The organism is Candidatus Sulfotelmatobacter sp. (assembly GCA_035498555.1).
Lineage (GTDB): Bacteria > Eisenbacteria > RBG-16-71-46 > RBG-16-71-46 > RBG-16-71-46 > DATKAB01.
The window spans coordinates 74,516-101,270 of record DATKAB010000003.1 but is presented as its reverse complement, the minus strand read 5'-3'; the positions used below and the strand labels follow the sequence as shown (position 1 = coordinate 101,270).

General features: G+C 68.4%; 22 protein-coding genes. 15 read left to right on the top strand and 7 right to left on the bottom strand.

Annotated features, from left to right (window positions below; genetic code table 11):
* Positions 1-4: 4 nt before the first annotated feature.
* The 3 genes from VMJ70_00645 to VMJ70_00635 all read right to left on the bottom strand — a co-directional run bounded on the left by VMJ70_00645 (position 5) and on the right by VMJ70_00635 (position 4,434).
* Positions 5-1,801, bottom strand: a complete 1,797-nt coding sequence (locus VMJ70_00645) for a tetratricopeptide repeat protein (GenBank protein ID HTO89611.1) — start codon at positions 1,799-1,801, stop codon at positions 5-7.
* 139 nt (positions 1,802-1,940) lie between these two features.
* Complete coding sequence (locus VMJ70_00640) at positions 1,941-2,609, bottom strand: hypothetical protein (GenBank protein HTO89610.1); 669 nt, start codon at positions 2,607-2,609, stop codon at positions 1,941-1,943.
* 199 nt (positions 2,610-2,808) lie between these two features.
* A complete protein-coding gene (locus tag VMJ70_00635) occupies positions 2,809-4,434 on the bottom strand; it encodes a FlgD immunoglobulin-like domain containing protein (protein HTO89609.1) in 1,626 nt (541 codons plus the stop codon).
* Between the two features lie 270 nt (positions 4,435-4,704).
* Between VMJ70_00635 and VMJ70_00630 the strand changes: the two genes are divergently transcribed.
* Complete coding sequence (locus VMJ70_00630) at positions 4,705-6,816, top strand: TonB-dependent receptor plug domain-containing protein (GenBank protein HTO89608.1); 2,112 nt, start codon at positions 4,705-4,707, stop codon at positions 6,814-6,816.
* A gap of 19 nt (positions 6,817-6,835) precedes the next feature.
* On the opposite strand, the gene VMJ70_00625 is transcribed toward VMJ70_00630, so the two are convergent.
* Positions 6,836-7,423 (bottom strand): hypothetical protein, encoded by a 588-nt coding sequence (locus VMJ70_00625; protein ID HTO89607.1) that lies wholly within the window; start codon positions 7,421-7,423, stop codon positions 6,836-6,838.
* Positions 7,424-7,551: 128 nt separating this feature from the next.
* Positions 7,552-8,199: a hypothetical protein gene (locus VMJ70_00620; GenBank protein HTO89606.1), complete on the bottom strand. Its 648-nt coding sequence runs from the start codon at positions 8,197-8,199 to the stop codon at positions 7,552-7,554.
* A gap of 148 nt (positions 8,200-8,347) precedes the next feature.
* On the opposite strand from VMJ70_00620, the gene VMJ70_00615 reads away from it, so the two are divergent.
* Both VMJ70_00615 and VMJ70_00610 read left to right on the top strand, forming a co-directional pair.
* Complete coding sequence (locus tag VMJ70_00615; protein ID HTO89605.1) at positions 8,348-8,731, top strand: BlaI/MecI/CopY family transcriptional regulator; 384 nt, start codon at positions 8,348-8,350, stop codon at positions 8,729-8,731.
* Positions 8,731-11,118, top strand: a complete 2,388-nt coding sequence (locus tag VMJ70_00610; protein ID HTO89604.1) for a M56 family metallopeptidase — start codon at positions 8,731-8,733, stop codon at positions 11,116-11,118. Before VMJ70_00615 ends, VMJ70_00610 begins: the two co-directional genes overlap by 1 nt.
* Before the next feature lie 94 nt (positions 11,119-11,212).
* On the opposite strand, the gene VMJ70_00605 is transcribed toward VMJ70_00610, so the two are convergent.
* Positions 11,213-11,782, bottom strand: a complete 570-nt coding sequence (locus VMJ70_00605; protein HTO89603.1) for a hypothetical protein — start codon at positions 11,780-11,782, stop codon at positions 11,213-11,215.
* A 320-nt stretch (positions 11,783-12,102) separates the two neighbouring features.
* Here VMJ70_00605 and VMJ70_00600 point away from each other — a divergent pair, with 320 nt between their 5' ends.
* Genes VMJ70_00600 through VMJ70_00590 form a run of 3 tightly spaced genes read left to right on the top strand, consistent with a single transcriptional unit; the run spans position 12,103 to position 16,213 of the window.
* Complete coding sequence (locus VMJ70_00600; GenBank protein HTO89602.1) at positions 12,103-13,260, top strand: hypothetical protein; 1,158 nt, start codon at positions 12,103-12,105, stop codon at positions 13,258-13,260.
* Complete coding sequence (locus VMJ70_00595; GenBank protein HTO89601.1) at positions 13,257-14,867, top strand: ATP-binding protein; 1,611 nt, start codon at positions 13,257-13,259, stop codon at positions 14,865-14,867. Before VMJ70_00600 ends, VMJ70_00595 begins: the two co-directional genes overlap by 4 nt.
* 2 nt (positions 14,868-14,869) lie before the next feature.
* On the top strand, positions 14,870-16,213 hold the full coding sequence (locus tag VMJ70_00590; GenBank protein ID HTO89600.1) for a sigma-54 dependent transcriptional regulator: 1,344 nt from the start codon (positions 14,870-14,872) through the stop codon (positions 16,211-16,213).
* A gap of 7 nt (positions 16,214-16,220) precedes the next feature.
* Here the strand turns inward: VMJ70_00590 and VMJ70_00585 are convergent, their stop codons facing one another.
* The gene (locus VMJ70_00585) at positions 16,221-17,774 is read right to left on the bottom strand and encodes an aminotransferase class V-fold PLP-dependent enzyme (protein HTO89599.1); all 1,554 of its coding nucleotides are present in this window, start codon (positions 17,772-17,774) and stop codon (positions 16,221-16,223) included.
* Positions 17,775-17,852: 78 nt separating this feature from the next.
* Between VMJ70_00585 and VMJ70_00580 the strand changes: the two genes are divergently transcribed.
* From VMJ70_00580 to VMJ70_00540, 9 genes are all read left to right on the top strand, one after another.
* Positions 17,853-18,890, top strand: coding sequence for an FAD:protein FMN transferase (locus tag VMJ70_00580; GenBank protein ID HTO89598.1), 1,038 nt, complete (start codon positions 17,853-17,855; stop codon positions 18,888-18,890).
* Between the two features lie 337 nt (positions 18,891-19,227).
* Complete coding sequence (locus tag VMJ70_00575) at positions 19,228-19,680, top strand: hypothetical protein (GenBank protein HTO89597.1); 453 nt, start codon at positions 19,228-19,230, stop codon at positions 19,678-19,680.
* The gene (locus VMJ70_00570; GenBank protein HTO89596.1) at positions 19,677-20,396 is read left to right on the top strand and encodes an outer membrane beta-barrel protein; all 720 of its coding nucleotides are present in this window, start codon (positions 19,677-19,679) and stop codon (positions 20,394-20,396) included. The genes VMJ70_00575 and VMJ70_00570 overlap by 4 nt, the downstream gene beginning before the upstream one ends.
* Positions 20,397-20,430: 34 nt before the next feature.
* Positions 20,431-22,410, top strand: coding sequence for a hypothetical protein (locus tag VMJ70_00565; protein ID HTO89595.1), 1,980 nt, complete (start codon positions 20,431-20,433; stop codon positions 22,408-22,410).
* Between the two features lie 14 nt (positions 22,411-22,424).
* The gene (locus tag VMJ70_00560; protein HTO89594.1) at positions 22,425-23,048 is read left to right on the top strand and encodes a TlpA disulfide reductase family protein; all 624 of its coding nucleotides are present in this window, start codon (positions 22,425-22,427) and stop codon (positions 23,046-23,048) included.
* Positions 23,045-23,287, top strand: coding sequence for a DUF4266 domain-containing protein (locus tag VMJ70_00555; GenBank protein HTO89593.1), 243 nt, complete (start codon positions 23,045-23,047; stop codon positions 23,285-23,287). Before VMJ70_00560 ends, VMJ70_00555 begins: the two co-directional genes overlap by 4 nt.
* The gene (locus VMJ70_00550) at positions 23,287-24,423 is read left to right on the top strand and encodes a DUF3570 domain-containing protein (GenBank protein HTO89592.1); all 1,137 of its coding nucleotides are present in this window, start codon (positions 23,287-23,289) and stop codon (positions 24,421-24,423) included. The genes VMJ70_00555 and VMJ70_00550 overlap by 1 nt, the downstream gene beginning before the upstream one ends.
* Positions 24,424-24,454: 31 nt before the next feature.
* On the top strand, positions 24,455-26,095 hold the full coding sequence (locus tag VMJ70_00545; protein ID HTO89591.1) for a FlgD immunoglobulin-like domain containing protein: 1,641 nt from the start codon (positions 24,455-24,457) through the stop codon (positions 26,093-26,095).
* Between the two features lie 5 nt (positions 26,096-26,100).
* Positions 26,101-26,754: a hypothetical protein gene (locus tag VMJ70_00540; protein HTO89590.1), complete on the top strand. Its 654-nt coding sequence runs from the start codon at positions 26,101-26,103 to the stop codon at positions 26,752-26,754.
* Position 26,755: the final 1 nt, after the last annotated feature.

The window sequence follows — 26,755 nt, the reverse complement described above, 5'->3', positions numbered from 1 at the left end:
GGGCCTAACGCGTGGGGCTCAGGCCGACACGTTTCAGCAGCGCGGCGAATCGCGGATCGCCGCGTACCGTCGCGAGATCGGGATCGTGCTCCAGGCTCTCGCGGTCGGCGTAGCCGGCCTCCACCGCGCGTTCGAGCGCATCGAGCGCGCCCGATGTCTCGCCCTCGGTGGCGCGGAGGCACGCCAGGTTGAAGACGTCGCGGGGCTCGCCCGGACCTTCGCGTAGCGCGCGCTCCAGCTGCGCGCGGGCTTCCTTGCGCCGGCCCAGCTCCATCAGGGCTTCGGCCAACAGCAGACGTGAGGGCCGATGCGTGGAATCGCGGGCGAGGCCTCGCTCGAGCGTCGGCGCCGCGTGCTGCGGACGACCCTGCGCCATCAACAGCGTCGCGAGCCAGTAGTCGGGCTCGGCGCTGTCGGGCATCAGCGCGCGCGCCGAATGGAGCTGCGGATAGGCGACGTCGTAGAGTCCGAGGTCGCCCAGCGCGCGCGCGTATGCGATGCGCGCCGCCGCGTCGTCCGGATCGCGCTCCACCGCATCGTGAAGACTTCCCAGTGTCTCGAGCCGCGGCTCGAGTGCGAGCGCCGCCGGGTTCACGACCGCGAGCTTCCCGGCGGCCCGCGCCGCCCCCACCGCCGACGGGAAATCCTCATCGCCGGCGAACGCGAAGGCCACCCGCCAGGCGGCGAGCGCGGCGAGCGGGCTCTGCGGCGGGATCGCCGCCAGCGTCACGCGCGACAACTCGAAGCGACGGAACCGAAGCAAATGGTCGGCATAGGCGAGGTTCGCTTCGAGATAGTCGGGATGCGCGGCGATCAACGACTTGAACTCGCGCGCGGCGATCGCCTCGCTCCCGCCACGAGAGAGAGCCACGGCGTGCTCGAGCGCGACGCGCGGAGAGTCCGCGCACCGGGTCGCGAGCGAATCGAGCGCCGGGCGCAAGAGCGAGTCGGCCCCGAGATCGGAGCGGGTGAGCAGCTGGAGCAGCTGGGGCCGGCAGGCGGCGCCGCTCCCCCACGAGCGCCGGAGTTCCGGGTGGTCGGGTGGCGCGACCGGGTTCGCGGCGCCCGAGGCGGCCAGGAGATTGCGGCCCTCGAACTCCCGTGGGCTCCCTCCCGCCGCGGCCACGATCGTGGGGGCGGCATCCCGGAGGCGCGCGTCGCGCGGCGCGAGATCTCTAAGTTCGGCGCCCGCCAGGGAGAACGCCGAACCGGTCTCTCCCACCTCGGCGATCGCGATCAGCACCTCACGCGCGCGGGCGTCGCGCCCGAGCGCGGCGCACAACCTGTCGAGCGACGATTCGACGTCGCGGAGGAGCTCGCCGACCACCTCGGGATCCGCGGCGAACGGGTCGCCCCGTCTCCAGGCCTCAGCCGGATAGCCCAGCGAAAACTCGAGCCAGACGAACCGGCGGCCCGCCAGTCCGGTCCACGCGAGCGCGGAATCCACGCGCGCGGAATCGCTGAGCGCGGGCGCCAGGCTGGCATAGCGCTCGAAGCCGCGGGCGAGGCCGCTGCCCGAGTGCATCAACGGATCACCGGGAAGCGCGAGCGTGTGGAAGCCGAGCGCCTTCAGCGCCACCGCAAGCGATGGAGTTGAAGCGGGGAGGCCGCGCGTCGCCTCGTCGCGCACGCCGGTGCGATCGGATCCGCAGCCCGAGAGCAGCTCGGCGGCGGCCGGGAACGGCAGCGTCACGCCCGAGTCGCTCACCGGGATGTGAAGTGGGCGCGCCGGCAGGCGCGCAAGCGGGCGTCGCGCGAGTCCGCCGCCGAAGCTCAAACCCGGCGCCGCGTGAATCGTCACCAGAACGATCCGAGTCGGGGCCGCGGCCGCGCGGCCGGGAAGCGGCAGCGCCAAGAGAATCAGGAGAAAAACAGGGAGGCCGCGGAAGCGGCCCCCCCTGGAGCTAAAGCCTGGCACGTCGATGTGGTTTATGAAACGACTACCGGTACAAGGTCTTCAGCTCACCCCACGACGTCTTCTTGGCCGGGACCGGGCAATTGTCGGTCTCGACGCGCAGCAGGAACGGGCCGCTGTAGGGCGATATGTCGAAGCACTCTGGCGCCGTCGAGGCGTTGTTGATGATGACCGGGCACGCGACATCCACTTGATCATCGAACATCAGATCCGGGTAGCAGTCATCGGGGGCGAGACAGCTGTTCGGATCGATCATGATCATCATGTAGCCCGAGACCATGATGTTGTCCGAGCACAGGTCCACGTCCTCGACCGCCACGTCGGACGCCGCGTCCTGCGCGACCAGGCCGTTCTTGCCGGTCACGAACGTGCAGCTCGCCGGATCCCAGACCTCGAGGTTGTACTGATAGGGACCGGAAAATCCGAAGCCGTAGTGCGCGAACGCCACTCGGCTCAGCCGCGCAGTGGCGCCGAAGCTGAAGTAATTCCCGAGTCGATCGTCGGAATTCTGGTAATAGGCGTTGAATACGTAGCCGTCATCGCAGCCCAGCACCGCCTGAATCATCGCCGGCGAGTGCAGGTGAACCTGACGATTCGAGGGCATGCTGTGGCGCCGGAGGTCGAGGGCGAAGCCGTTCGCAGCCAGCAGCGAGAGACCGAGCAGAACGAGAAACGCGGTGGCCAACTTTCTCATGGGGGCACTCCTATCGGGTGGCAAGAGCTCAGACGGGTTTCTCGGCCCGGTCGGCGGGCCACCCGGAGGCTACCTCGAAGCAGGGCCCGCCCCAAGGAAGAACTGCGGCGGGCGTCCGACCTACCTCATTCGTTCAGGACCGCGGGGCGTTGTTTAGCAGGGCTTCGCCAACCGGCCGGCGAGCCTCTCGGCCCGCCGCTCAGGGCAGCAACACCAGCCTGCGAACGCTGGCTCGCCTCAACCTCCCGGCCGCGCCGGGCCACTCGAGGCGCGCGAGGTAGACGCCCGCTCTGAGGCGCTCGCCACCGGCGTCGCGCCCGTCCCACCCGAAGACATGGGAGCCGGGATCGAGAACACCGGCTTCGAGCACCCGAACCTCGCGCCCGCAGACGTCATAGACCGCCAGGCGAACGCGGGCCTCCTCCGGCAATCGGAACGACAGGCGAGTCGAGGAGCCAAAGGGATTCGGGAAGATACCGTCGAGACCGAAATCGACATCGCGCGCAGATTCCGCCGCCACGCCGACCACTGATTCGTCGAACAGATAGCGGGCGACTCCGACCTGCGGCCCTCCCACCAGCACTCCGGTACCGGCCGAGCCCAGCACGACCAGCTTGTGATCGCTCTCGGAGAGCACACCGTTGGCGATGTCGCGACCGCCGCCGGCGAGGTCCGTGTACACCTGCCCGCCGTTGCCGAAGCTGGCGTCCATGGCGCCGGTCGAGTCCAGGCAGGCCATGGCGAAGTCGTCCGAGCTCCCGAGACGGGTGGCCTGACCGCACAGCACCATTCGGCCGGATGAGAAGAGCACCATGCCGGTGAGGAACGCATAGCCGGTGGTGATGCCCATTTCCGGAGTCAGCGTGATGCCCGCGGAGCCGAAGTTCGGATCGAGCGTCCCGTCCGGAAGGAAGCGCAGCGCCGCGTAGCGATGGGTGTTGCTCGACTGGATGCCGATGTGTCCGCCGACCACGACGCGACCGTCGGGCATCAGCGCCACCGCGCCGGCGAATTCCGGGAACAACGAGACCGAGGTGATGGCGCGGCCGAAGGTCGCGAAGGTCGAGTCGGGCGAGCCATTGCTCTTGAAGCGGAAGGTCAGCATTTCGGGGCCCAGCCCTCCCCCCAGGTCCGTGCTACCCACCGCCACGATCCGGCCGTCCGGCTGAAGCGCCAATGCGTAACCGTGATTGTCGGTGCCCGGACCGCGCGTGACGGTGCCGCCGACGCCGAATCCCGTGTCGAGCACGCCGGCCGCGTCGTAGCGCCGCAAGCCCAGATAGGTGATCGAACCGCTCACGCGGAACGAGCCGCAGATCACGATGCCGCCGTTGGACTGAATCACCAATCCCTGCACGTCTCCGATCGGTCCGATCTGCTGGGTCACTCTGCCGCCGGTGCCGAAGGTCGGATCGAGCGTCCCGTTCGAGTCGTAACGCGCCACCACGCTGAAGTGATTGGGGCTCGAGAAATACGATCCCGCCACGACCAGCTTGCCGTCGGGCTGCCGGGCGATGCGGGTCTGGTCCACTGAGCCCGGCATCGCCGTCTGCACCTTGCCGCCGGCTCCGAAGCTCGGATCCAGCGAGCCATTGGACTGGTAGCGCAGCAGCAGGAAGCCGGCGCCCGAGTTCTGGATCCCGCACGCCACGATCCGGCCGTCGGGAAGGATCACCCCGTTCTGTGCCCAGTCACCGCCGGCGGTGACGTCGGTGAGCACGATGCCGCTGGTGCCGAAAGTGGGATCGAGATCGCCGGCGGCGCCAAGTGCGAGCGGGGCGTTCGCAATCAGGAGGAGCGCGCACGCCGGGAGCAGGGGCTTCATGGCACCTGATGAGACCCGCTTCAGCGCCAGGAATCACAGTCTCGCGCCCAGACCGGGATCGCGGTGTTTAGCGGGCCGATCCTCGACTCTCGCGCTTCCGGATTTCCGCACGCCCAACCGCGACGGCGGTCCGCAGTTCGCGTAGCATCGCGATCCACCACGCTCGGAGGGCGCCCCGAAGTGCCACCTCACGTACGCGATCGTTCTCGACGGATCCCCGGAGCCTGGGCGTTCGCCCTCTTCGGCCTGCTTGCCTGTCGGTCCGAGGCCATGGCGGCGAGCACGGCCGACAGCTCGGCCGCGAAGCATCACCGGGTGCGCGAGAACGCGCTGGTCGACACGCTTCCGGCGATGGAAGTCACCGATTCGTTCGACCGCTCCGTCAGGCGCAGTCTGTCCTCGAGCCAGGGAACGGTGACGACTTCGCAGCTGCGGGCGCTCCCGACCTACCGCCCCGGCGAAATGCTCGAGACCGTTCCCGGCGTACTCATCAGCCAACACAGCGGCGAGGGCAAGGCGAACCAGTACTACCTGCGCGGATTCAATCTCGACCACGGCACCGACCTGGCGCTCTTCGTCGCGGGTATCCCGGTCAACATGCCCACCCATGCCCACGGGCAGGGCTATTCGGACCTCAACTTCCTGATTCCGGAGCTGGTGTCCGGCGTGGAGTACCGGAAGGGCACGTACGATGCCGAAGAGGGCGATTTCGCGGCTGCGGGCGCCGCTCACCTCACGCTCGCCAATCGGCTCGACCGGCCGCTCGTGCAGATGGGGTACGACTCGTACGGCTATCGCCGGGCGCTGTTCGCCGGTTCGATCGGGCTGGCCGGCGGCGACCTGCTGGGCGCCTTCGAGCTTTTCCATAACGACGGGCCCTGGGTCCATCCCGACGACTATCGCAAGCTCAATGGCCTGCTCCGCTACGGCCGGACTTGGTCGGACGGTGGCTTCCGGGTGACGGCCATGGGCTACGACGGCCGCTGGAATTCGACCGATCAAGTGGCGACGCGCGCGATCGACGAGGGCCTGATCACCCGTTACGGCTCGCTCGATCCAACCGACGGCGGTCGGAGTCACCGCTACAGCCTGTCGGCGGAGTGGCAGGGATTCCATGCGCAATCCTTCACTCAGGCCACCGCCTACGTGATCGGGTACGGGCTCCATCTGTTCTCGAACTTCACCTACTTTCTCGAGGACCCGGCGCACGGAGACCAGTTCGAGCAGGCGGATTCGCGCATCGTCTCGGGACTGCGGGCAAGCCGGACATGGCACGGCGGTTGGACGAATCGGGCGATCGAGGGTACGGCCGGGCTCGACGTCCGCCGGGACGACATCGGCAACGTCGGGCTCTATGACACGGAGGGCCAGGTCCGCCTCTCGACCATCCGACAGGATCGGGTCGCGCAGACCAGCCTCTCGCCGTACCTGCAGGGCTCGATCCAGTGGCAACCCAAGGCGCGCGTGACGCTGGGATTGAGGGGTGACGGTTACTGGTTCGATGTCCACAGTGACAATCCGCTCAATTCCGGGACCGCGTCGGCCTCGATTCTGAGCCCGAAAGTCGGCCTCGCGCTCGGGCCATGGGCGCACACGGCCTACTTTGTCAATGCGGGAACCGGCTTCCACAGCAACGACGCGCGCGGCGCGACCCTCACGGTGGATCCCGCCTCGTTGCAACCGGCCCAACGGGTGAGCCCGCTGGTCCGGGCGAAGGGCGCTGAGGTCGGGCTGAAGAGCGCGGCGATTCCCGGACTCGAAACCTCCGTCAGTCTCTGGGGACTCGGTCTCGCTTCGGAACTGGTGTTCGCGGGCGACGCCGGGACCACCGAGCCCAGCCGCCCCAGCCGGCGAGTCGGGGTGGAGTGGACCGCGGCGCAGTCGATCGGGGGGCATCTTCGCGGCGAGGCCGATCTGGCCTACTCGCAAGCGCGATTCACCGACGACGATCCGGTTGGCGATCACATCCCGGGGGCGGTCGAAGGCGTGGCGAGTGCTGGCCTCACCGCGCACGATCTCGGCGAGTGGTCCGCAGGACTCCGGGTCCGCTATTTTGGACCGCGTCCGCTGATCGAGGACAACAGCGTTCGCTCGGCGGCGGCGACCACGGTCTCGGGATCCATCGGAGCGCGGCTCGCCGAGTGGGCAACGATCTCGCTGGAAGGCTTCAACCTGCTCGACGCCCGGGTGAGTGACATCGACTACTACTACGCTTCACGTCTTCCCGGCGAGCCGGTGGACGGTCTGAACGACATCCACACTCATCCCATCGAGCCGCGCACGTTTCGTTTGCTCTTCACCGCGCGCTGGCCGGAGTTCTCCGAAGACGCCGTGGGCCCGAAGCCCACCGGTCATCCCAAGACCGGAGGCTCCGGGCCCTGACGTTCTGCCTGGATGGCGGCTACTTCGCCGCAGCCGGCGTGGTCACCGACGCCGCCAGGTTCTCCGTGTAGGTGAACGTCACCACGTCGCCGACCGCCACCTTGTCGAGGTTGGCCTTGTTGCGCGGCGTGATCGTGATCTCATGGCCGTCCACGCCCTTCAACGCCACCGTACCGGCGGCCTTGTCGATGGCCGTGATCGTCGCCTTGTAGTGCGTCTTCTGGGTCATCGAGCCCTTCGGCTTCTCTCCGGGCTTGGCGCTCGTGGACGTCGCCTCGGTGCCCGCCGCCGGCGAGCCCGGCCCGCCCGCCACCTCGACCACCAGCTTCTCGGTGTACGTGACGGTGACCTTGTCCTTGGCCTTGATCTGAGCGAAGTTCTTGACCTCGGGTCCGCACTCCACCACGACCGTGTCGCCGTCGGCATTCACGATCTTCAGGGTGCGCTTGGTCTTGTTGACCGAGAGCACGGTGGACTCGGCGGTGATCTTGTCGCTCGCCTCGAAGCGAGGCTTGCCGTTCGCCCCGGTCGTGGTCTTCACGTCGGCCGCGTTCGCGGCGACCGCGATTCCGAGCAACATGGCGCAGCTCAGCAGAATCCGTTTCATGAGTGCTCCCCCTCCTGGTTCATGATCGACATTTCGAGAACAGGATGCCGAGTGGGCGGGACGCTAGCACAATGAACTGTGCGCGCCCAGCCAGGGCGCGCCCGATCTCGAATCTCGTTGCGTCGCCGTTACTTCTTCCGACGCCCCGGCACGACGCCGGCGCGCTCCATCTGCGGGACGATCACCAGGCTGACGTCCTCGCCGATCTCGTTGGGATCGACGCTGTCCGGACAATCGCAGACGCCGGTCCAGATCATGTGCGCTCCCGCGCCGGTCTTCCACAGGTCGGTCTCGTAGTGTCGGATGTTGGTGGTCTCGATGGAGGCAGGAACCTTCACGTCGGTCCAACGCGTGGAATAGGAGTTCGAGAACACGTCGGGGGTCGTGACCGGCCGGGTTTCGGTGTGTCCCGGAACGTAGGTGGAGCTGGTCGAGTTGGGCAGACGGCTCGAGACCAGCACACCGCCGAAATGCCGCTCGCGGACCGCGGTGATGACCTGCTGCGTGTCGGGGGCGCCGTCCGGGAACAAGCGATAGGACTGTACGGCGGTCACGCCTCGCGCCGTGAGCTCGGCTACGAACGCGTCCTCCCACAGACGCCGGTGGATCTCCTCCCTGCGGATCGCAACCACGAAAACCGAGTCGACGGAGCCCCGGAAGGAAGTGTCCTTCCACTCGCCGCTGATGGTCTGCGAGGCGCAGCCTGCGGCGAGCGCCGCGAGCGCGATCGCCCCTGCGAGCCCCACGATCGGCGAGCCAGTACGTGGCTGAATCACGAGTTCAAAGCTAGGAATCGAACCCCGCGGCGTCAAGCTTGCCGCCGCGCTGGTCCCGGCGATCCCCCGCGCCGGTGAGATCGCTCTTGTCCCGGCCCCATTGACATGCTAGAAATTTAGCAGTTGGCCGCAGCCGCAGGGGGGGCCCATGAAGCGTCTGTCCACGCTGAGTCGCCGCGAACGGGAGATTCTCGACATCGTCTACCGGTCGAGCGCCGCCACCGCCTCGGAAGTCCGGGCGTTGATGGCCGACCCGCCCGGTTATTCGGCGGTGCGCGCCACGCTCCGCATCCTCGAGCAGAAGGGCGTGCTGAAGCACGAGCACGACGGGAAGCGGTATGTCTATCGCCCGCGTCTGGCGCGTGACAAGGCTCGCGAAGGGGCGCTCGAGCACCTGCTCACGACCTTCTTCGAGGGCTCGGTATCGGGCGCGGTGCTGACCCTGCTCGACCGGCCGGATCTGCAATTGTCGGAGACCGATGTCGAGCGCATCTCGAACCTGATCGAGCGGGCGCGCAAGGAGGGCCGCTGATGGACGCGATCCGGATTCTCGTGCAGTGGCTCACCGCCACGATCGATTGGCGCTGGATGGTGGGGGTCGCCCTTCGCGTGACCGTAGTCGTGGCTGTTGGGCAGTCGCTTCTCGCGCTGATGCCTCGGGCCTCGGCTTCGCTCCGTCACCTGATCGCGGTCACGTCGCTCGCGGCGGCGCTGCTCATCCCGCTCTCCACTCCCCTCCTGCCCGCCTGGCGCCTGCCCCTGCTGCCGGCGCCGGTTGGCGCGCCGCCCTCGGCAGGGCCCGCCACTCCGACCCGCGCGGGAGCTGCCTCGCCTACGCGTCCCCATTCGGGCAGCTTCGCGCAGGATACGCCGGCGAGGCGACTTGGCGCGGCCTCTTCCTCCTCGCTCGCTCACGTCCGCGAAATGCCGGCGGGAGCGGCGTGGACCGCGACGTCGTGGGCCTCGGCCGTCGCGGCTCTGGTCGCGCTGGTGGCGTTCCTGCTGTTGGCGAGAATCGGGGCGCTGCTCGCGTTCGCCCAGTGGGTCTACGCGCGTGCGCAGTCGATCGAGCATCCTCACGTGATCGAGGAGTTCGAGCGCGCCCGGCAGGAACTGGGGCTTCGCAGTTCCGTGGGCGTGAGAGCCAGCGCGCGGGTCCGGGTACCGGCCGTGACCGGAATCGTCGCCGGCCGATTGCTGCTTCCGATCGGCGCGCCGGAATGGGATCGCCAGCGGCTGCGCGCCGTCTTCCTTCACGAGCTGGCGCACGTCCAGCGATGTGACTCGATCGCGATGCTGATCGTGCGCTCGGCCGAAGCGCTCTTCTGGTTCCACCCGCTGGTGATCCTGCTGGCGCGTTCGGCGCAACGGGATTGCGAGCGAGCCTGCGATGACGTGGTGCTGTCGCGCGGAGTGCGAGCTTCGGAATATGCGCGTCATCTGCTCGAGATCGCGGGCCGTGCCCGCGGCGCCGGCTTCATGGGTCTCACCCTCGCCTTCGCGCGGCCCTCGAGCTTCGAGTCGCGGCTGCTGGCGATTCTTCGCAACGATCGAGCTCGCGGGCGCCTGTCGGGTCGCGCGGTGGCCGGCGCCGGGATCGCGGCCCTGCTCCTCACCCTGCCGCTGGCGGCGGCGCGAGTGGTGGCGTCGCCGGCGCGCCCCTGGCGCGTCGCGACGAATTCGGCGGCGCCCCGCACTTCGACCGCCGTCGAGACGCACACCTCCAGTTCGATCGCCCTCGGCGAGGTCACCCGCACGCTCGAGACCGGCGTCCCGGCCCCCGATCCCGCGGATCGGTCGCTGGCCAATGGGCTGCCCCCGGCTCAGCAACCGCTCAAGGATGAGGATCTTTACGGGCGGGCGAAGAAATTGTACGAACAGGAGCGGTACGGCGACGCCGGCGAGGTGTACGAGCGCGCCGCCGCGGCCGGCATTCGCACCGGCAGCGCATACTACAACGCGGCGTGCAGCTTCGCCCTCGACGGCCAGAAGAATCGGGCGCTCGGGGATCTGGTGTCGGCGCTCGAGGCCGGCTTCGATCAGACCGACATGCTGCAGACCGATTCGGATCTCAATTCGATCCGCTCCGATCGTCGCTTTCAACTGATCCTGAAAGGTCAGGCTGGAACCGACAGGAATCTCGAGAAGCTGAACGATGCGAGTTCCGAGTATTCGTCGCTCAAGGCGGAGAATTCGACCGACGCCGTCGCCTGGAAGTCGGTGGGAATATCGCTGATGCGTTCGGGTGACAGCCGCCTCGCGGCCGATGCGTTCGCCCGGCAGTTCGCGGTCGACTCCTCGGCCTCGGCTCACTACAACCAGGCCTGCGCACTGGCGCTGGGAGGACGGACCGCCCAGGCGCTCGACGCTCTCGAGTGCGCGCTCGCTGGCGGCTACGACGATCCGGGCCACATCCCCGAGGACGCCGACTTGGTCTCGCTTCACGATTCGCCGCGCTTCGACCAGCTCGTTCAGATCGCCGAGGATCTGAACCTCCACGGCGAAGGCTACGGTGACTGGGAGAATGTCGACTCCTGGCGGGAAGCCCTTCCTCACTACCAGCGGATAGCCGAGAAGCATCCCGGATTCGGTCGCGCCTGGTTCAATCTCGGCTTCGCTCAGCTTCGCGCGCGTGATCCCCGCGCGAGTCGCGCCTCGTTCCTGCGGGCACTGGATCACGGCTACCGCGTCGGGCCGACCTGCTACAACGTGGCCTGCGCTTCGGCGCAGCTCGGGGAATCCGACACGGCGTTCGCGTGGTTGAATCGGGCGGCGGAGCTGGGCTACGACGTGTCCTCGACCGCTCGCAACGACAAGGATCTCGACCCGCTGCGCTCCGATGCCCGCTTCCGGGCGTTGATCGAGAGCGACGATCACCGCGTGGCCTCGAAGAAGGGCTCGGGCCACAAGAAGAGCTGACGCGCCTGCCGGGAACCGCGCCGATCGCCGTGCATGGCCGGGATCGCTGTGCACGATCCCGGCCATCAACACTCTCCGTCACACAACCTTCGGGCTACTTGCTGCTGTCCACGCCCGAGGTCGATTCCCGCTGCGCCTCTCCCCGCACCTTGATGAACACCCACACGCGCCGCCAGCGGTTGACGTCGTTGCGGGCGGTGATGGCGAGCGCCACTCGATCTGAGCTCGGGCGCAGCGGCACCCGGTAGACCGCGCGCCAGGTCTTGACCTCGCTGTCGAAGTAGAGTGCCTGCGGCGTGTGGAGGCCATCCGACAGAGTGACCTCGGTCACGTCGGGAGTTCCCTCGACGCCGATCTCGACCGCTTCGCCCGGGGCAACCGCGCTATCGGTCGCCGCCGCCACGATGTCGGGCGGCATGCCCTCGGAAGCCGGGTGCGAGAGGCTGTCGTTCCGCGCCGGAGTGGTCCCGCCGCCCGCCATCTGCGGCGAGGTCGAGGCGGGCGGAACGTTGCTGGCCGGGACCGCTTCGGAGGCCTCGGCGACCGAGCCCTGACTCGAGCTTGTCGAAACCGAGTGGTCGTTCTGGTTGCCGCAACCCGCGAGCGCCAGGGCAGCCGCGGCGGGCATGGCCAGGGCGAGGATGACACGGGAACTGCGCTTCATGATGGATCTCCTAGCCGGGTCGTTCTGCTCCGAACCGCAGGAGGACCGGCACCCGCCGCGGGTCGGCCGGCGGCTGCTCGCGCCGCCGGTGGAGGCCGGGCACCTGCCCGGCTTCGGAGGAGGCTCCTCATCAAGTCACGTACCGAAGCGCGAGCGTCTTGCATCTCAACGAGTTGCATCCCGAAGCACTCAAGTCACTCGAGGAAATCGTGTCAGCCTTGACACGCGCGAATCCTGATCCCAGGCTGGAACCCGTGTTCCACTCGCGGATTCGGGCCTTCCCGCGAGCGTGGATGAATCGACACAGTGAGGGATCATCGTTGTCCACGGACAAGGGAGCGTCCAAGCACGCCTGCACACTCCTCCGCCGCGACCTCGGTTTCTTGCGCGCGACCGCCGCCGCTTTCGCCGTCGCGCTGCTGTTGCCGGCGCTGCGGGCTCGGGCCGAGACTCGGCCGGTCGACGCGAGACTGGTGTGGGTGGGGGATCGGGTGGCGTATTTCGCGGTGGCCGATTCGAGCGCGCTGGAGCGCGGGGATCGCGTCACGCTCGAGCGCCACGGGAAGGCGGTGGCGACCGGGGTGGTCGAGCGAATCGATCCCGGCGGGCTCGCCATGGCGCGGCTGGAAAGCGGGTCCGCTGGTGCGGAGAAGCAGTGGAAGCAGATTCGCGTTCGGGCGGATCGAGCGGAGGGCCTCGCCTTCCCCCTTCTTCGTCTCGGCGTGCCTTCGCGTTCGCGTCCCTGCGCCTTCTTCGCGTGTGCCGGCAGCCCGCCGTGGATTCCGCGCCAGCCGGGCTACTTCACCGAGCGGGAGTCGCGGGATTCTTCGCTGCTGGTCCGCTCCGACGGAGCGCGGGGCGCCGCGGCCTGGCCCGAGACCCTCGTCATTCGGCCGTTCGACGAAGCCGGCGACGAGGAGATCGCGCTCCAACGCAACGAGATCGACGCCGGAATCTTCTGGCCCGGCGAGCTGTCTTCCCGGCTGCGCGTGGATCCGCGCTGGTGGACCGGCGAGCGCGGATCACTCGAGGGAGTCGTGGCGGCGAGCGTCACGGGCCGCGATTCCGCGACCGGTCCGGCGCAGCTCCCGGCGGCCGATCTCGCCGCGCTGGATCGGGAATTGTTCCGCGGCGATCTCGAGCTGGAAGGCAGCGGAATCGCCGGCGGCTCCGCGCCCCGCTCGGGGTCGAGGCCCAGGGTCATCGTAGATCCGTCGTGGCCGGCGGCCTCGCGAATCGAGGCCTGGTGGAATCGCGGCGCTGGAACGAGTTCCGCCGGGCCGGCGCCACGCTGGCAGCTCGCGCGGACCGGCGCCGTGAGCGCCGATTCGCTGACCGCCGGACTCGTCACCGTTCCGCTCTTCGGCATTCATTGCCCGGTGGTCGCGCCGGCCGCCATGCGCGCGCGCCTCGGCGCGATCGGGCTCGACCAGCTGGTCGAGCCGCTCGACTGCCCACTCCCGGGAACGAAGCCGTGAACTCGCTGCGCGCGAGATGGACGCTGGCGTTCGCGCTGGCCGCGCTGGTGCCGCTCGCGATCGTGATGGTGCTGCTGGCGAGCCGGATTCGCGCCACGGTGCGGGCCGAAGCGAGCGCGCGGCTGGAAGCGACGCTGGGCGTGTTGCGCATCCGGCTGCGATCGGATCGCGACCAGATCGAACGGAAACTCGAGCTTCTCGGCCGCGATCCCACGCTCAAACGACTCTATCTGGTGCCCGGCGGCGGCGATCGTGATCTGCTCGATTTCCTCGCCACCCAGCGTTTCCTGCTCGGACTCGATTTCCTCGCCGTCATCGACACCGCCGCGACCTCGGGCCCGAACGAGCCGGCGCTCTCGATCGGGGCCCGCGCCCCGGTGCTCTACCTCGGCCGACCGGTCGGTCAGGTCCGCGGAGGCGTCACCCTCAATCAGGCCTACCTCGAGGGCCTCCGGCAGACGAGCGGGGTCGAGCTGGTGCTCCGCGACACGACCGGACGAGCGATCGCTTCGACGCTCGGCGGCCGCGAGAGTGTCGCTCCGCAATCCACCGAGCGGCCGGCGCGGGTGCGGCTCACGGACGGGTGGTTCGAGGCGCGCGACCAGCAGCTGGATCTGGGGGAAGGCGCGCGCGCGCGGATCACCGCGCTGCTCTCCACGGCATCGGCCGACCGCACCATCGGCGCGCTCCAGGCGACCTGTGCCGTACTCGGGCTGCTGAGCGTGGCGCTCGCCGCGCTGCTGGGCGCGGTGTGGTCGTGGCAACTGTCGCGTCCGGTGGAACGGCTGGCGAACTTCGCCACGCGCATGGCGCGCGGGGAGTCGGATCCTCCGCTGGAGCCGGAGCCGATTCGCGAGCTCGAAACGCTGGTGCGCGCGCTCGATCGCATGCGGGGCGATCTGGCCGAATCCCGCGCGCGTCTCCAGGCGAGCGAGCGACAGGCCGCCTGGAGCCAGATGGCTCGCGCCGTCGCTCACGAGATCAAGAATCCGCTCACCCCGATCGCGGTTTCGGTCGCCGATCTCAAACGCAGCTACGAACTCCACCGCCCGGACTTCGCCGAGATCCTGAACGGCGCGGTTCGCACCATCGATGACGAGGTCCTGCACCTGAAGCGGCTCCTGAACGAGTTCAGCGCGCTCGGCTCCCTGCCCCCTCCGACCCCGGCGGCGTGCAGCGCGCGCGCGCTGTGCGAGGACCTCGGCGCCCTCTACGGTCATGAGATCGCGGCCGGACGGCTCGCGATCTCGGCGCCGGCGGACGATCCGCCGTGGCGGGCCGATCGCGGCCAGATCCGGCAGGCGCTCGTCAATCTGGTGAAGAACGGCCTCGAAGCGACCGAGCCTTCGGGGCATGTCCGGGTCGCGGCTGATGCGGATCGCGGGGCGATCGAATGGGTGGTCGCGGACGACGGTCCCGGGCTCGACGAGTCGCAGAAGCGCCGCCTGTTCGTACCCGAGTTCACCACCAAGCCCGGGGGAAGCGGCCTCGGCCTCACGATCGTGGAGCGGATCGCCAGCGATCACGGCGGAGCGATTCGGGTCGAATCCGAACCCGGACGAGGAACCTCCTTCCACCTCCGACTGCCGCTCCAACGCGGAGCCTGACCATGCGAACGGTCCTGATCGCCGACGACGAACCCAACATCCTCAGCAGCCTCCGCAGCGCGCTCGAGCGCGAGGGCTACCAGGTCGACACCGCCGATTCGATCGCCGAGGCGCGGCGCCGCCTGCGCGAAGCCTTCGACTTCGTGCTCCTCGACGTCCGCTTCCGCGACGGCGAAGGGCTCGATCTCCTCCCCGAGATTCGTTCGGGCGCCCCGGAGACGGTGGTGGTGATGATGTCCGGGCACGCCACCATCGATACCGCGGTGCGGGCGACACGGCTCGGGGCCTGGGACTTCCTCGAGAAACCGATCGCGCTCGAGCGCCTGCTGGTGCTGATGCGGAACGCCACGGCCGCGGCCACACTGGCCGCCGAGAATCGGCGGCTCCAGCGCAGCTGGCCGCACGCGATGGTGGGGCGCTCTCCAGCCATCCAACGCCTGCTGCGCGAGATCGAGCTGGCCGGGCCGTCGGGCTCGCGCGTGCTGATCCACGGCGAGCACGGCACCGGAAAGGAGCTAGTGGCCCGGGCGCTCCACGCCTCGAGTCCGCGCCGCGACCAGCCCTTCGTGGCGGTCAATTGCGCGGCCATTCCCGAAGCCCTGCTCGAGTCCGAGCTGTTCGGTCACGAGCGCGGCGCCTTCACCGGCGCCACCGAAGCGCGTCGCGGGCGGTTCGAGGAGGCACACCTCGGAACCCTGTTCCTGGATGAGATCGGCGAACTGAGCCCTGCCGCCCAGACCAAGCTCTTGCGCGTGCTGCAGGAGAACGAGCTGTCGCGCGTGGGCGGGAGCCGGCCGGTACGCGTGGACGTCCGCGTCATCGCCGCCACCAATCGCGATCTCGGCGCCGCCATTCGCGAGCAGCGCTTCCGGGAGGATCTCTATTTCCGGCTCAACGTGATTCCCATCGAAGTGCCGCCGCTGCGCGAGCGCGCTTCCGACATCCCGCTGCTGGTCGAACACTTCGCGGCGGAGCTGGCTCGCGAGACCGGCGGGCGGCGGCGCGCGTTCGAGCCCGAAGCGCTCGAGCGGCTCAAACGCTACCCGTTTCCGGGCAACGTGCGGGAGCTGCGCAATCTGATCGAGCGCCTGCTGATCATGAATCCCGGCGCCGCCGTGACCGCGGCGGCGGTCACCGCCGTGCTGCCACCGGCGGAAGCCACTCCGCGCGAGGAAGGGAGGCTCGCCGACGCGCTCAAGGCCTTCGAGCGCGAGCGCATCGAAGCGGCGCTGCGGCTCGACGAGGGAAACGTGACCCGGGCCGCCGAACGGTTGGGGCTCGAGCGCAGCCACCTGTACAAGAAGATGAGGGCGCTCGGGCTCTCCCTGCCCCGCGACCCGCGCTGAGACAGGCTCAGGAGCGTGCGGCGCGCAGGCCTGCCGGCCGCTTCGCGGCATCGAGCTGCCGGCCCATCCGGGCGAGAATGTCGGGGGTCGCCTCGACGTCGGCGCGCGCGGTATGGAAGTTGACGATGCACGCGCGCAGCACGTACCGATCACCGATCACGGCGTTGGAAACGAACACCTCCCCCGCCCGCTGGCTGCGGTCGAGCAGCTCGCGATTCAGGTCGTTCAGGTACGCCTCGACGTCGGCCTCACCGACTCGCGCCCTCAAGTCGCCGGGAACGAAACGGAAGGTCACGATGCTGAGCGCCTGAGTCACGCGCTCGAGCTCGGGGTGGCGCTCGATTCTCTCGGCCATCGCCCGCGAGAGCTCGATGTCCTCCGCGATCAACTCGCGATGGCCAGCCGCTCCGACCTGCTGGAGCGCCAACCAGACCTTGAGCGCCCTGAAGCCGCGTGAATTCTGGGGGCCGAAGTCCACGAAGTTCACCACCTTCTCCTCCAGGTGGTAATAGGGCGGGTGGTAGGAGAAGGCTCGGATCAGATGCTCGGGATCGCGCACCAGCGCGCAGCCGGCTTCGAGCGGAGCGTAGAGCCACTTGTGCGGGTCGACCGCCACCGAGTCCGCCTCGGACAGGGCTCGCAGCGCACTCGGGACGCCCGGCACGCGAGCGGCGAATCCGCCGTAGGCGCCGTCGACGTGGAACCACAACTTCTGCTCGCGGCAGAGGCTCGCGATCTCTGGCAGCGGATCCACCGCGCCGGTGCTCACCGAGCCCGCGGTTCCCACCACCAGGAACGGGCGATCGCCACGCGCGCGGTCTTCGTCGATCTGGCTGCGCAGGCTCGCCATGTCCATCCGCTGCTCGGCGTCGCAGGGAATCCATCGGATCGCGTCGGTGCCGATGCCTGAGAGATCCGCCGCCTTCTGGATCCAGGTATGGGTTTCGGCCGAGACGTAGGCCCGCAGTTTGCGTCCTTCCCCCCCGGCGATTCCTTTCTCGCGCACGCTCCAGTCAGCGCCGGCCGCCCGCGCGGCGAAGAAGCCGATGAAGTTGGCCATGTTGCCTCCGCTCACCATCAGGCCGCCGCAGTCGGCCGGGTAGCCGATCAACTCGGCGACCCAGCGCACGGTTTCGGCCTCGATCTCGGTGGCGGCCGGCGCGAGCGCCCAGGCCCCGACGTTGGGATTGACCGCCGCACTCAGCAGGTCGCCGAGCATCCCGATCGGCGCGGGTGACGAGGTGATGTAGCCGAAGAAGCGCGGATGGCCATTGAACAGCGAGTGATCGAACAGCAGCGCCGTGGCGCGATCGAGCAGTGCGCGAGGGTCGGCGCCACGCTCCGGCAGCGCGCCACCCACTCCGAGCGCCTGGCGCACCGCGCCCGGAGTCTCTCCCGGCGTTACGCGGCCCGCGGGGATTGCGGCGAGGCGATCGGCGATCGCGTCGATCAGGTGGTGGCCCAGTTCGCGAAACCGCTCGCGATCGATCGAGAGCGCGGCGTTTCGCGCGACGCCGCCTGCTGATGGGGAGGGACCGGAGGTCGCTCGAGTCGTTGCCATGACTGCTCCAGGGGTTCGAAGTCGTGAGGTCGGGCCGCGAAGTGCACGGGATTCTCCGGCCAGAGTATCATTCGCGGCATGAAGCCATGGAAGGCGCTGCTCCCGTTCCTCCCCGTGATCCTCGGGGCCGCCGCTCCCGAGCGTTCGGTGACCTGGCCCGCGCACACCATGGGCACGTACGTCCACGTCATTCTGGTGACGTCGGACTCGGCGGCCAGCGCGCCGATCGCCGAGAACGCGCTCGACGTCTTCTTTCGCGTCGATTCCCTCATGAGCAACTGGACCACCACCAGCGAAGTGGCGCGCATCAACCGGGTCGCGGGCTCCGGGCCCACCCGGATCGATCCTCAGGTCGCGGAGGTGATCGGCACCTCGCTCGATGTCTGGAAGCAGAGCGACGGGGCCTTCGACATCACCGTCGAGCCTCTGATGCGGGTGTGGGGCTTCCTGGGCGGGACGCCCCACGTCCCCGACGAGGCCGAGGCGCGAGCTGCCGCCGCCAAGGTCGGGGCGCAGCACGTCCGGTTCGATCGGGGAAAACGGATGATCCGGTTCGAGCGGCCCGAGCTGAAGATCGACCTCGGCGGCATCGCCAAGGGCTACGCGGTGGACGTGGCCGCCGAATCGCTACGCGCTCGCGGAGTCCAGAACGCTCTGGTGGATCTCACCGGCAACATGTTCGCGATCGGGCATGCGCCGGGCGCTCCGGGCTGGCGGATCGGGATCCGTGATCCGCGCGATCGCATGCCCTATTTCGGCCGCATCACGCTGTCCGGCGAAGGCATTTCGACCTCGGGGAAGTACGAGCAGTTCGTCGCGGCCAACGGCACCACCTACGGTCACATCATGGATCCGCGGAGCGGCCGGCCGGCCGAAGGGCTGATCTCGGTGACGCTGGTCTCGAAGAGCGCCTACACCTGCGACGCGTGGGACACCCCTCTCTTCGTGCTGGGCCCGCGAGCCGCGATGCAAAAGGCCCGACAGCGACCGGAATTCGCGGCCATTCTGGTTCAACCCGGGACACCGGTCGACACCGTGTGGGTCGAAAGCTCGCTGCGCGAACGATTCGTGCTCGAGCCGGCGGCGGAATCGCTGTTCGTCGTTCGCTACTTCTGAGCGCGCGTCGCTCTCCACGACGCACGACTCGCGGGAACGTTTGTACATTCTTCCGCAGCTGAGCGCGACGCTCTCGCGAAACGCAATTCGCACGACGATCACACAACTCCAGTGATTCAGCGGCGAACGAAGGTTCGCCAACGCGCGCAAACCTCTGGCGCAGCGCTTGCGTGATCCAGGGCAAACCCTCCCACGGGACGGGGCGTGGCTATTTCCATGGAATGAGCGCAACCCGAGTCGTGACACCGCTCAGGCGGTATCGCCTCACGCTGCCTGGGCTCGGTGTCCGCAGGACTCGGTCGGCTTGCAGTCCGCACGATTCGGAGGCATGGGCACCGTGCAAAGCAACCGAACCGCACGACAGCTCGTGGCGTCGCAGGTGATGGTGGTGCTTGCGGTGCCACTCGCCCTGCAGGGCTGCACCAGCCCCTCCGCGCCGCCGACGCCGCCCTCGGGCGGCAAGGCGTTCGTGCTGAGCTATCCGCAGTTCGCGGATTCGGTCGAGCCGATCCTGATGGCCAAGGGCTGCGACGCCACCGGCGACTGTCACGGAGGCGGCATTCGCGGAACGCTCGAGCTGTCGCCGCCGGGCGCCAAGGACACTCACTTCGACTTCGACCAGGTGGTGATGCAGGTCTCCGGCTACACGCCCACCACCAGTCCGATTCTCACCCGGCCGCTGAACGTGGATTCGGGAGGCGTACCGCACCCGCTCAAGGTCTTCAACTCGACCGCGGATCCCGGCTACCAGACCATCCTGCACTGGATTCTGGCGGGAGCCTTCCAGTGACCGGCGCCGGCACACTGACCCTGCTGGTCCTCGCCGGCCTGATGCTGGCGTCGGGATGCCCGATGGCTTCGGCGCAGGTGGCGCTCGATTCGACCGGCGCTGCACCAGCGGCGGCAGACTCGATCACCGACTGGCTGGGAGAAGGCCCGGACTCGACCGCCGATTCCGCCGCGCCGGTCGCGCCGCCGAAGAAATCCGATCGCCTCGAGCACCTGGTGCCCGAGCTGGCCGGCAACCCCTACAAGCTCGAGCCCGGCGTCCGCCCGTATCAGAACCGGCTCTCGCTGAGCCCGGCGTTCGGCGAGCTGGGCGCCCGGAGGCTGTTCACTTTCCGGGTCGCCTACAACCCGAATTCGTGGCTCGGCTACGAAGCATCACTCGATCACAACCCCGGGCAGTCGGTGCATGCGGTGATCAATTCGATCAGCGCGATCCTGCGCCACCCGTGGCCCGGACGCGTGCAGCCCTACGTGATGGGCGGCTACGGAATGATCGTGGTCTACCCCGGGCAGGCCCTCAAGGCCGACCCGGTGACCAAGAACGCGCTCAGTTACGGCGCCGGCACCGAGCTGTTCGTGCGCAGCGACCTCGCGGTTCGCGGCGAGGTCAAAGGCGCCACCGTGATGGGAAGACAGACCAACGGCGTGGGCACGGCGGCCTACGACTATCTGCAGTGGACGATCGGCCTCTCGTTCTACCGGTCGATCAAGCCCTGAGGGACGGAATCCAGCCGGAGGGAGTTCGCACATAATGCTCACACCCCGAAAGAACCTCGCGCCGAAGAGCCTGCTCTCGCTGCTGTTCGCGGGCGCTGTTCTTCAGTTCGGCGTCACCGGATGCCGCGAAAGCGCGCCCGACGACCTGATCCAGGTCGAGCCGACCACCGAAGCGCTGGTGTTCGTGAAGACCAGCGCCACCGAAACCCTCAATCGCACCTGGGCGGACGGCAATCTCTACAAGCTTTCGCCGATCGCGCCCGACGGCGTGGTGACTCCGATCACCAATTTCACCGGCGCCGCGATTTCGGATCCGGCCGTGTCGTTCGACGGCAAGAAGATTCTGTTCTCGATGCGCCCGCCGGGCGGCACCTGGCGGAACATCTGGGAGATCAACGCCGACGGCACCGGGCTGCGCCAGGTCACGAGCGGCGGCGGCCATGACTTCGATCCGCTCTACCTGCCGGACGGCCGCATCCTCTTCACCAGCTCGCGTGACAACGAGATGGACGAGTACAACCACTCGCTCGCCGAGCACCTCTACACGTGCGACTACGACGGCAGCAACGTCGAGCGCATCAGCTACAACCAGAGCAACGACTTCGACCCCGAGCTGCTGCCCAACGGCCGAATCGTCTACACGCGTTGGGAGCACTTCGGCACGATGAACCGCTTCCCGCTGTTCGTCACCAACCCCGACGGCACGGGAACCTTCCACGAGTTCGGACCGCACGAACGGAACTTCTTCCATCCCTCGCCGACGCCCGACGGCCGCCTGATCGCCATCGAGTCCACCAAGATCGAGGGTGACGCGGGCCCGGTCGCGGTGCTCAAGCTGGAAGCCGGCCCGGCCGACCCGGTGCTCGACCAGAACTCGAATCACTGGGACGTGGTGACGCCGCTGGTCAACAACGACGGCGAGCCCTGGCCCTACGGGGTCTTCAAGTACCCGCGCTCGATCGGCGGCAACCGTTACGTGGTGTCGTACTCGCTGCCGGCCGCGACCGAGGACGACGTCGACTACGGCCTCTACACCTTCACTCTCGACCAGAGCGGTGCGGGTACGCCCTCGGATCCGGCGACCTTCACCATCAACAACCTGACCTTCCTCTACAACGACCCGACCGGCAACGAGTACGACGCTCAGCTGCTGGCGCCGCATCCCAAACCGCCGGTCATTCCGTCGGTGGTGGACAACAGCAAGGACTACGGGGTCTTCCTGGCCCAGGACGTGTTCAACCGCGGCACCGAAGACGGCCAGGAGATCCCGGTGAAGGGCGTGGATGCGATCGACAGCGTGCTGGTGATCGCGGCGCGTCCGACCACGCAGGGTATGGGCAACGACATCTCGGCGACCGACTTCGAGATGCGCGCCATCATCGGCACCGCGCCGGTGGATCCCGACGGTTCGTTCCGCATCAAGGTGCCGGCCAATACGCCGATCAGCTGGGCGACGCTCGACAGCGATCACCGCGGCTTCGTCGTGAAGCGCACGCATCTCTACGTGCGGCCCGGCGAAGAGTTCGATCGTTGCTTCGGCTGTCACGAGAACCGCGAGGCCGGTGGCCCGCACCCGACCAATCCCAACCCGATGGCGGCCACTCACGCGCCGTTCGATCTGAACGTGCCCAAGGCCAACTGGGAGATCATCAACTACGAGTCGACGATCGGTCCGATCGTGGCGGCCAAGTGCGTGAGCTGCCACCAGCCGGTGATCGTCGGCACCGACACCACCGCGGCCGCCGGCAATCTCGACCTGACCGCGGTGCCCGATACGGTGCGCGAAAACCGCATCTTCCCGCGCGGCTACGTCAACCTGGTCGGCGAGTCGATGACCATGATGAACGCCGAGTCGACGCCGCCGTTCGGGCGCCACTCGAAGCTCATCGACTACGTGCTCGGCGTCGGTTCGCACGCCGGCATGGGCCTCCACCCGACCGGCCCCGACTCGCTCACCGCCGTGGAGCGCCGCCAGTTCAACTACTGGATCACGCTCGGCGGCCAGTACAAGTGATGGAGAAGCTCGCCATGTCTCAGGGGATGAGCCGCTCTCGACTGCCCGGCCAGCGCTCGCGCGCCATGCCGGCGGGGCTGGGCGTGATGGCGGCGGCGCTCGCGATCGGCGGCGCCGCGATCGCCGGAACGCCGGCGTCGAACGTCGCGCACGAGCTGGGCGCCGACCCGACGACCGTGCAGCGCGTGCTCGAGAATCACGCGCTCCAGACCCTGGACGGCAGGCGCGTCACGCTGTCATCGCTGCAGGGCCAGGTGGTGGTGGTCAACTTCTGGGCGAGCTGGTGCGCACCCTGTCGCCACGAGCTGCCGGCGCTCGACGCGCTCAACTCCGAGCTGTCGAAGAAGGGCGGTCACGTGGTCGCGGTCTCGATCGACGAGGATCGCGCCAACGCCGCCCGCTTCGCCCGGGCGCAAAAGCTGGGCCTCACCGTCGTCCACGACGGCCCGGACGGTCTCGCGAAACAGCTCGACCTGAGCCACGTGCCCTTCACGATCGTGCTCGATCGCGACGGAACCATCGCCTATGCGGGCAGCGGCTCCAACGACGCCGCCATTCAGCGCGTCACCGAGGTCGCGCGGCAGCTGTCGAGCCGCGCCCCGTTGACGGCTCAACAGAACGACGGAGGTTCACGATGAACGCTCGTCTTTCGGCTCGCCACGCGGCCTCGCGCCTGCTGCCGGTCGCGCTGCTGCTGCTGTTGTCGGGCTGCGCGGCGCAGTCGGTGCGCGCTTATCAACGCGAGCACCTGGTGGATCGGATCATGTCGTTCGAGGCGGAGGCCAAGAAGGACGCCCGCATGACCAAGTCGTTCGAAGCCCGGGAAGGCTCCACCGGCGGTAACGGCGGCGCCGGTGGGGGCTGCGCGTGCAACTGATGCGCCGCCTCCGTCCCACCGCGCTGGTGATGGGCCTGTGCGCGGCCTGCGTGCCGAGGCCGGTGTCGGCGGCGTTGTTGTTCGACGAGTCGACGCTCGGGACCCTTTATCGCTACTTCACCGACTCGAAGGACGTGGCGGTGCGCTCGTACATGGGCGACTACACCATTCCGCTGGCGACCGACGCCTCGCTGCTCGTCCATTACAACAACGAGCAGGTGACGGTCCCGGCGGTGGCGGCCCCGCCCGGCAGCCAGGACGCGATCGACGCCATCACCACTGCGAGCCGCCCGATCTCGGGCAACGCCTACCAGGACTACGTCAAGGTGCGGAACGAGTTGGTGGGCGAGCTGAATCGCGGCGGTTCGCAGCTCGAGTACTACTACTCGGTCGAGCCCGACTATCTGGCGCAATTGTTCGGCGGCCACCTGTCGCGTGACGTCATGAACCAGCAGCTCAACCTGTCGTTCGGGACCAGCTACGGCTGGGACAAGATCGAGCCGCTGCCGGACGCCGACACCAACACCGGCGTCTCGCACAAGAACACCCTGCACCTCGACGCCGTCGCCACGCAGATCGTCACCCCGAAAACCCTGGTGCGCGTCGGGATCGAACTCAACAGCGTCGAAGGCCTCCAGCACAACCCCTATCGCAACGTCTACGCGGGGGGCACCAACGTGCCGGAGCGCTCGCCCGACCATCGCTCGCGGCGGGACGCCTTCATCAAGATCAACCAGTACCTGGCGAATCGGTCGAGCCTCAAGCTCAGCTACCGGTTCTACGACGACGACTGGGGCGTGATGTCGCACGAGCTCGAATCGACTCTCAGCCAGTACATCACGCACGGTCTGTTCGCCTCCTATCAGTACCGCTATTACACCCAGACCGCGGCCTACTTCTACATGCCGGAGTACCCGACGGTGAACGGGGTGGATGGCTATCTGACCGGTGACTACCGGTTGTCCGATCTCTCGTCGCACCTGTTTGGAGCCTCGCTGAACTTCGACCTCGGCACTCTCGCCGCCGACGTTCCGGCGCTGCGTCGGCTTGGCGTGCGGTTGGATTACGAGCGCTATTTCAACAGCAACAACTACTCAGCCGACATCCTGGAGACGGGAATCGACTTCCGGTTCTAGCCGACACGGCGGCCGGTGAGAGGAGCGGGACGTGCGAAGACTCATTCTGTGCATCTGCAGCCTGGCGCTGATCGCGGCGGGCCCCGCGCGTGCGGGAACGTTCGCGCGAACGGCGATCGCACCCGACCTCGGTCTCGATGCCTTCACCAAGACGGTGGCGCACGAGCAGGTGGGGCGTGACGTGTTCTCGGATCCCTATTCGACGATCACGATCGGAAGCGTGGACGTCTACAACGTCTTCCCCTATCTCGAGGCGCGGACTTTCCAGATCGTTTCCGACCCGGGCTGGAACCGGCTGGTGTTCGGCGAGTCGGGACGCAGCCTCGCCGCCTACACCGGCGCCGGTACGGCGCTGGGCGCGCTTTCGAATCCGCGGGGCCTGTCGGTCGACGAGCAGAATCGCGTGTTCGTGGCCGACGCCGGCAACAACCGCGTGCTGGTGCTCCAGGCCAGCACCCAGTATGGCGACATTCAACTCACGCCGCTGTTCGAGATCCGGGGCCTGAGCGGCCCGTATGACGTGGCCTACTCCGACGGCGGCACGCCGTTCTCGCATGCGGACGATCGGCTCTACGTCTCGGACACCGGTCGCAACCGCGTGATCGCCTATGCGCTCGGGGATGCCGGGGCCCAGCAGGTGGCGGCGATCGGCGACCTGGGCAGCGGCGCCGGCCACTTCGCCGGACCGATGGCCATCACCGCCGGCCGCTCCGGCGGCGCCAATACCCGTGACGTCTACGTGGCCGACGCCCACTCCGGCAGGATCGTGCACCTGCGCGACGATGGCGGCGGCTTCAGCTGGCTCGGGGACGCGAAGGACGGCGCGGATGTCGTCACCTCGCTCGACACCGACCAGTGGGGCAATCTCTACGCGGCGGCGCCCAATCGTGGCGTGATCCGCAAGTTCAGCCCGGGCCTGACGCCGGTCGCGGATCTGACCGATGGTCTGTCGCGCCCGCGCAGCTTCCACGTTCCGTTCGTCAACGTGAACGATCACCGGGTCGGCAGCCTGACGCGGGTCGGCAAGCCCAACGGCGTGTCCGTGGACCAGTGGGCCGACGCGAGCGGCGTGCGCCTGTGGAACCTCGGCGTCGACGTCTCGAACCTGGCGGTGGCCGCCGGCAGCGATCCGTCGGCGAGCTTCATGCTCACCGATCAGGCCGACGTCGTGGTGGAGCTGGTGGACGGCGCGACCGGCCAGACCCTCACCCGCCACGCAGCGGGCTCGATGGGCGCCGGTGTCCAGACCCTGGCGCTCGATCCTTCGGACCTGCACGTCGCGAGCTCGGGCGATCTGCTGCTGCGCGTGACCGCGACCTCGAGCTATCCAGGCGGCCCAAGTGCGACGGCTCAGACCAAACTGGGGCCAGGCGGCGGCCTCACCGCCACTCCGGCGCAGGCCATGCTGCTCGGCAACACGCCCAATCCGGTCGGCGCCTCGACGCGCATCTCGTTCATGCTGCCGGCCAATGCCAAGGGCGTCGCGCTGCGCGTATTCGACGCCTCGGGTCGCGTGGTCCGCAGCTTCGGCGGCGGCTTCTCGCCCGGTCTCAACGAAGTCGTGTGGGACGCCCGCAACGATCACGGCACCGCGGTCTCGGCCGGCATGTACTTCTACCGGCTCGACGTCAACCGCCAGCAGTTCACGCGCAAGCTGGTGGTGGTGCGCTGAGCGTCATGCGCCCGCACCTGCCGAATCCGTCCGGCCCGCATCCGGGGAACGCGCCACGACGGCGCGTCCTCGGGCCGGTCCTGCTCGCGTTGCTGCTGGCCGCGCCGCTGCTCGCCGGCTGCCTCGAGGCTCCCACCACCGAGGATCGCTGGACGCGCGTGGACATGATGAGCTCGAGCCTTTCTCCCAACCAGGTGATCGCGCCCGGCGTGCGTGAGTCCATCGACGTCAGCACCCACATCACCTACCGGCGCATCGTCACGGGCTATCTGGTGGCCGAGCTGCGGGTCAGCGGCACGCTGTCACCCGGCAGCGTCACGCTCGATCCCAACGCCGAGCGCACCGCCATGGCCGCGGATATCGATCGCATCCTCGCGAGTTCGAGCTCGTGCGGGCGTGGCATCCGGGCGGTCACCGGCTGGGATCACCTGATCCAGCCGGTGGAGATCTCGTTCGCGGCGGTGGCGCCGGCGACGCTGATGGACACCACGGCGAGCACGCCCACCGGGCTGTTCTTCCTCTGCTATCTCGGCTCCGGAGAGAAGATCGAGCTGCCGAGCGGCGCCGAATCCATCTACGTCACGCCCTTCAACTCCAGCCAGTATCAGATCCTTCCGGTGGGAATGAAGCTGGCACTGCCGGGTCCGGGACCGAACTAGC

Bases quoted from the DNA above. Each gene is read 5' to 3' on its own strand.
- VMJ70_00640 (HTO89610.1), bottom strand. From the start codon at position 2,609: ATGAGAAAGTTGGCCACCGCGTTTCTCGTTCTGCTCGGTCTCTCGCTG.
- VMJ70_00635 (HTO89609.1), bottom strand. From the start codon at position 4,434: ATGAAGCCCCTGCTCCCGGCGTGCGCGCTCCTCCTGATTGCGAACGCC.
- VMJ70_00630 (HTO89608.1), top strand. From the start codon at position 4,705: ATGGCGGCGAGCACGGCCGACAGCTCGGCCGCGAAGCATCACCGGGTG.
- VMJ70_00625 (HTO89607.1), bottom strand. From the start codon at position 7,423: ATGAAACGGATTCTGCTGAGCTGCGCCATGTTGCTCGGAATCGCGGTC.
- VMJ70_00615 (HTO89605.1), top strand. From the start codon at position 8,348: ATGAAGCGTCTGTCCACGCTGAGTCGCCGCGAACGGGAGATTCTCGAC.
- VMJ70_00610 (HTO89604.1), top strand. From the start codon at position 8,731: ATGGACGCGATCCGGATTCTCGTGCAGTGGCTCACCGCCACGATCGAT.
- VMJ70_00605 (HTO89603.1), bottom strand. From the start codon at position 11,782: ATGAAGCGCAGTTCCCGTGTCATCCTCGCCCTGGCCATGCCCGCCGCG.
- VMJ70_00590 (HTO89600.1), top strand. From the start codon at position 14,870: ATGCGAACGGTCCTGATCGCCGACGACGAACCCAACATCCTCAGCAGC.
- VMJ70_00585 (HTO89599.1), bottom strand. From the start codon at position 17,774: ATGGCAACGACTCGAGCGACCTCCGGTCCCTCCCCATCAGCAGGCGGC.
- VMJ70_00580 (HTO89598.1), top strand. From the start codon at position 17,853: ATGAAGCCATGGAAGGCGCTGCTCCCGTTCCTCCCCGTGATCCTCGGG.
- VMJ70_00565 (HTO89595.1), top strand. From the start codon at position 20,431: ATGCTCACACCCCGAAAGAACCTCGCGCCGAAGAGCCTGCTCTCGCTG.
- VMJ70_00560 (HTO89594.1), top strand. From the start codon at position 22,425: ATGTCTCAGGGGATGAGCCGCTCTCGACTGCCCGGCCAGCGCTCGCGC.
- VMJ70_00555 (HTO89593.1), top strand. From the start codon at position 23,045: ATGAACGCTCGTCTTTCGGCTCGCCACGCGGCCTCGCGCCTGCTGCCG.
- VMJ70_00550 (HTO89592.1), top strand. From the start codon at position 23,287: ATGCGCCGCCTCCGTCCCACCGCGCTGGTGATGGGCCTGTGCGCGGCC.
- VMJ70_00540 (HTO89590.1), top strand. From the start codon at position 26,101: ATGCGCCCGCACCTGCCGAATCCGTCCGGCCCGCATCCGGGGAACGCG.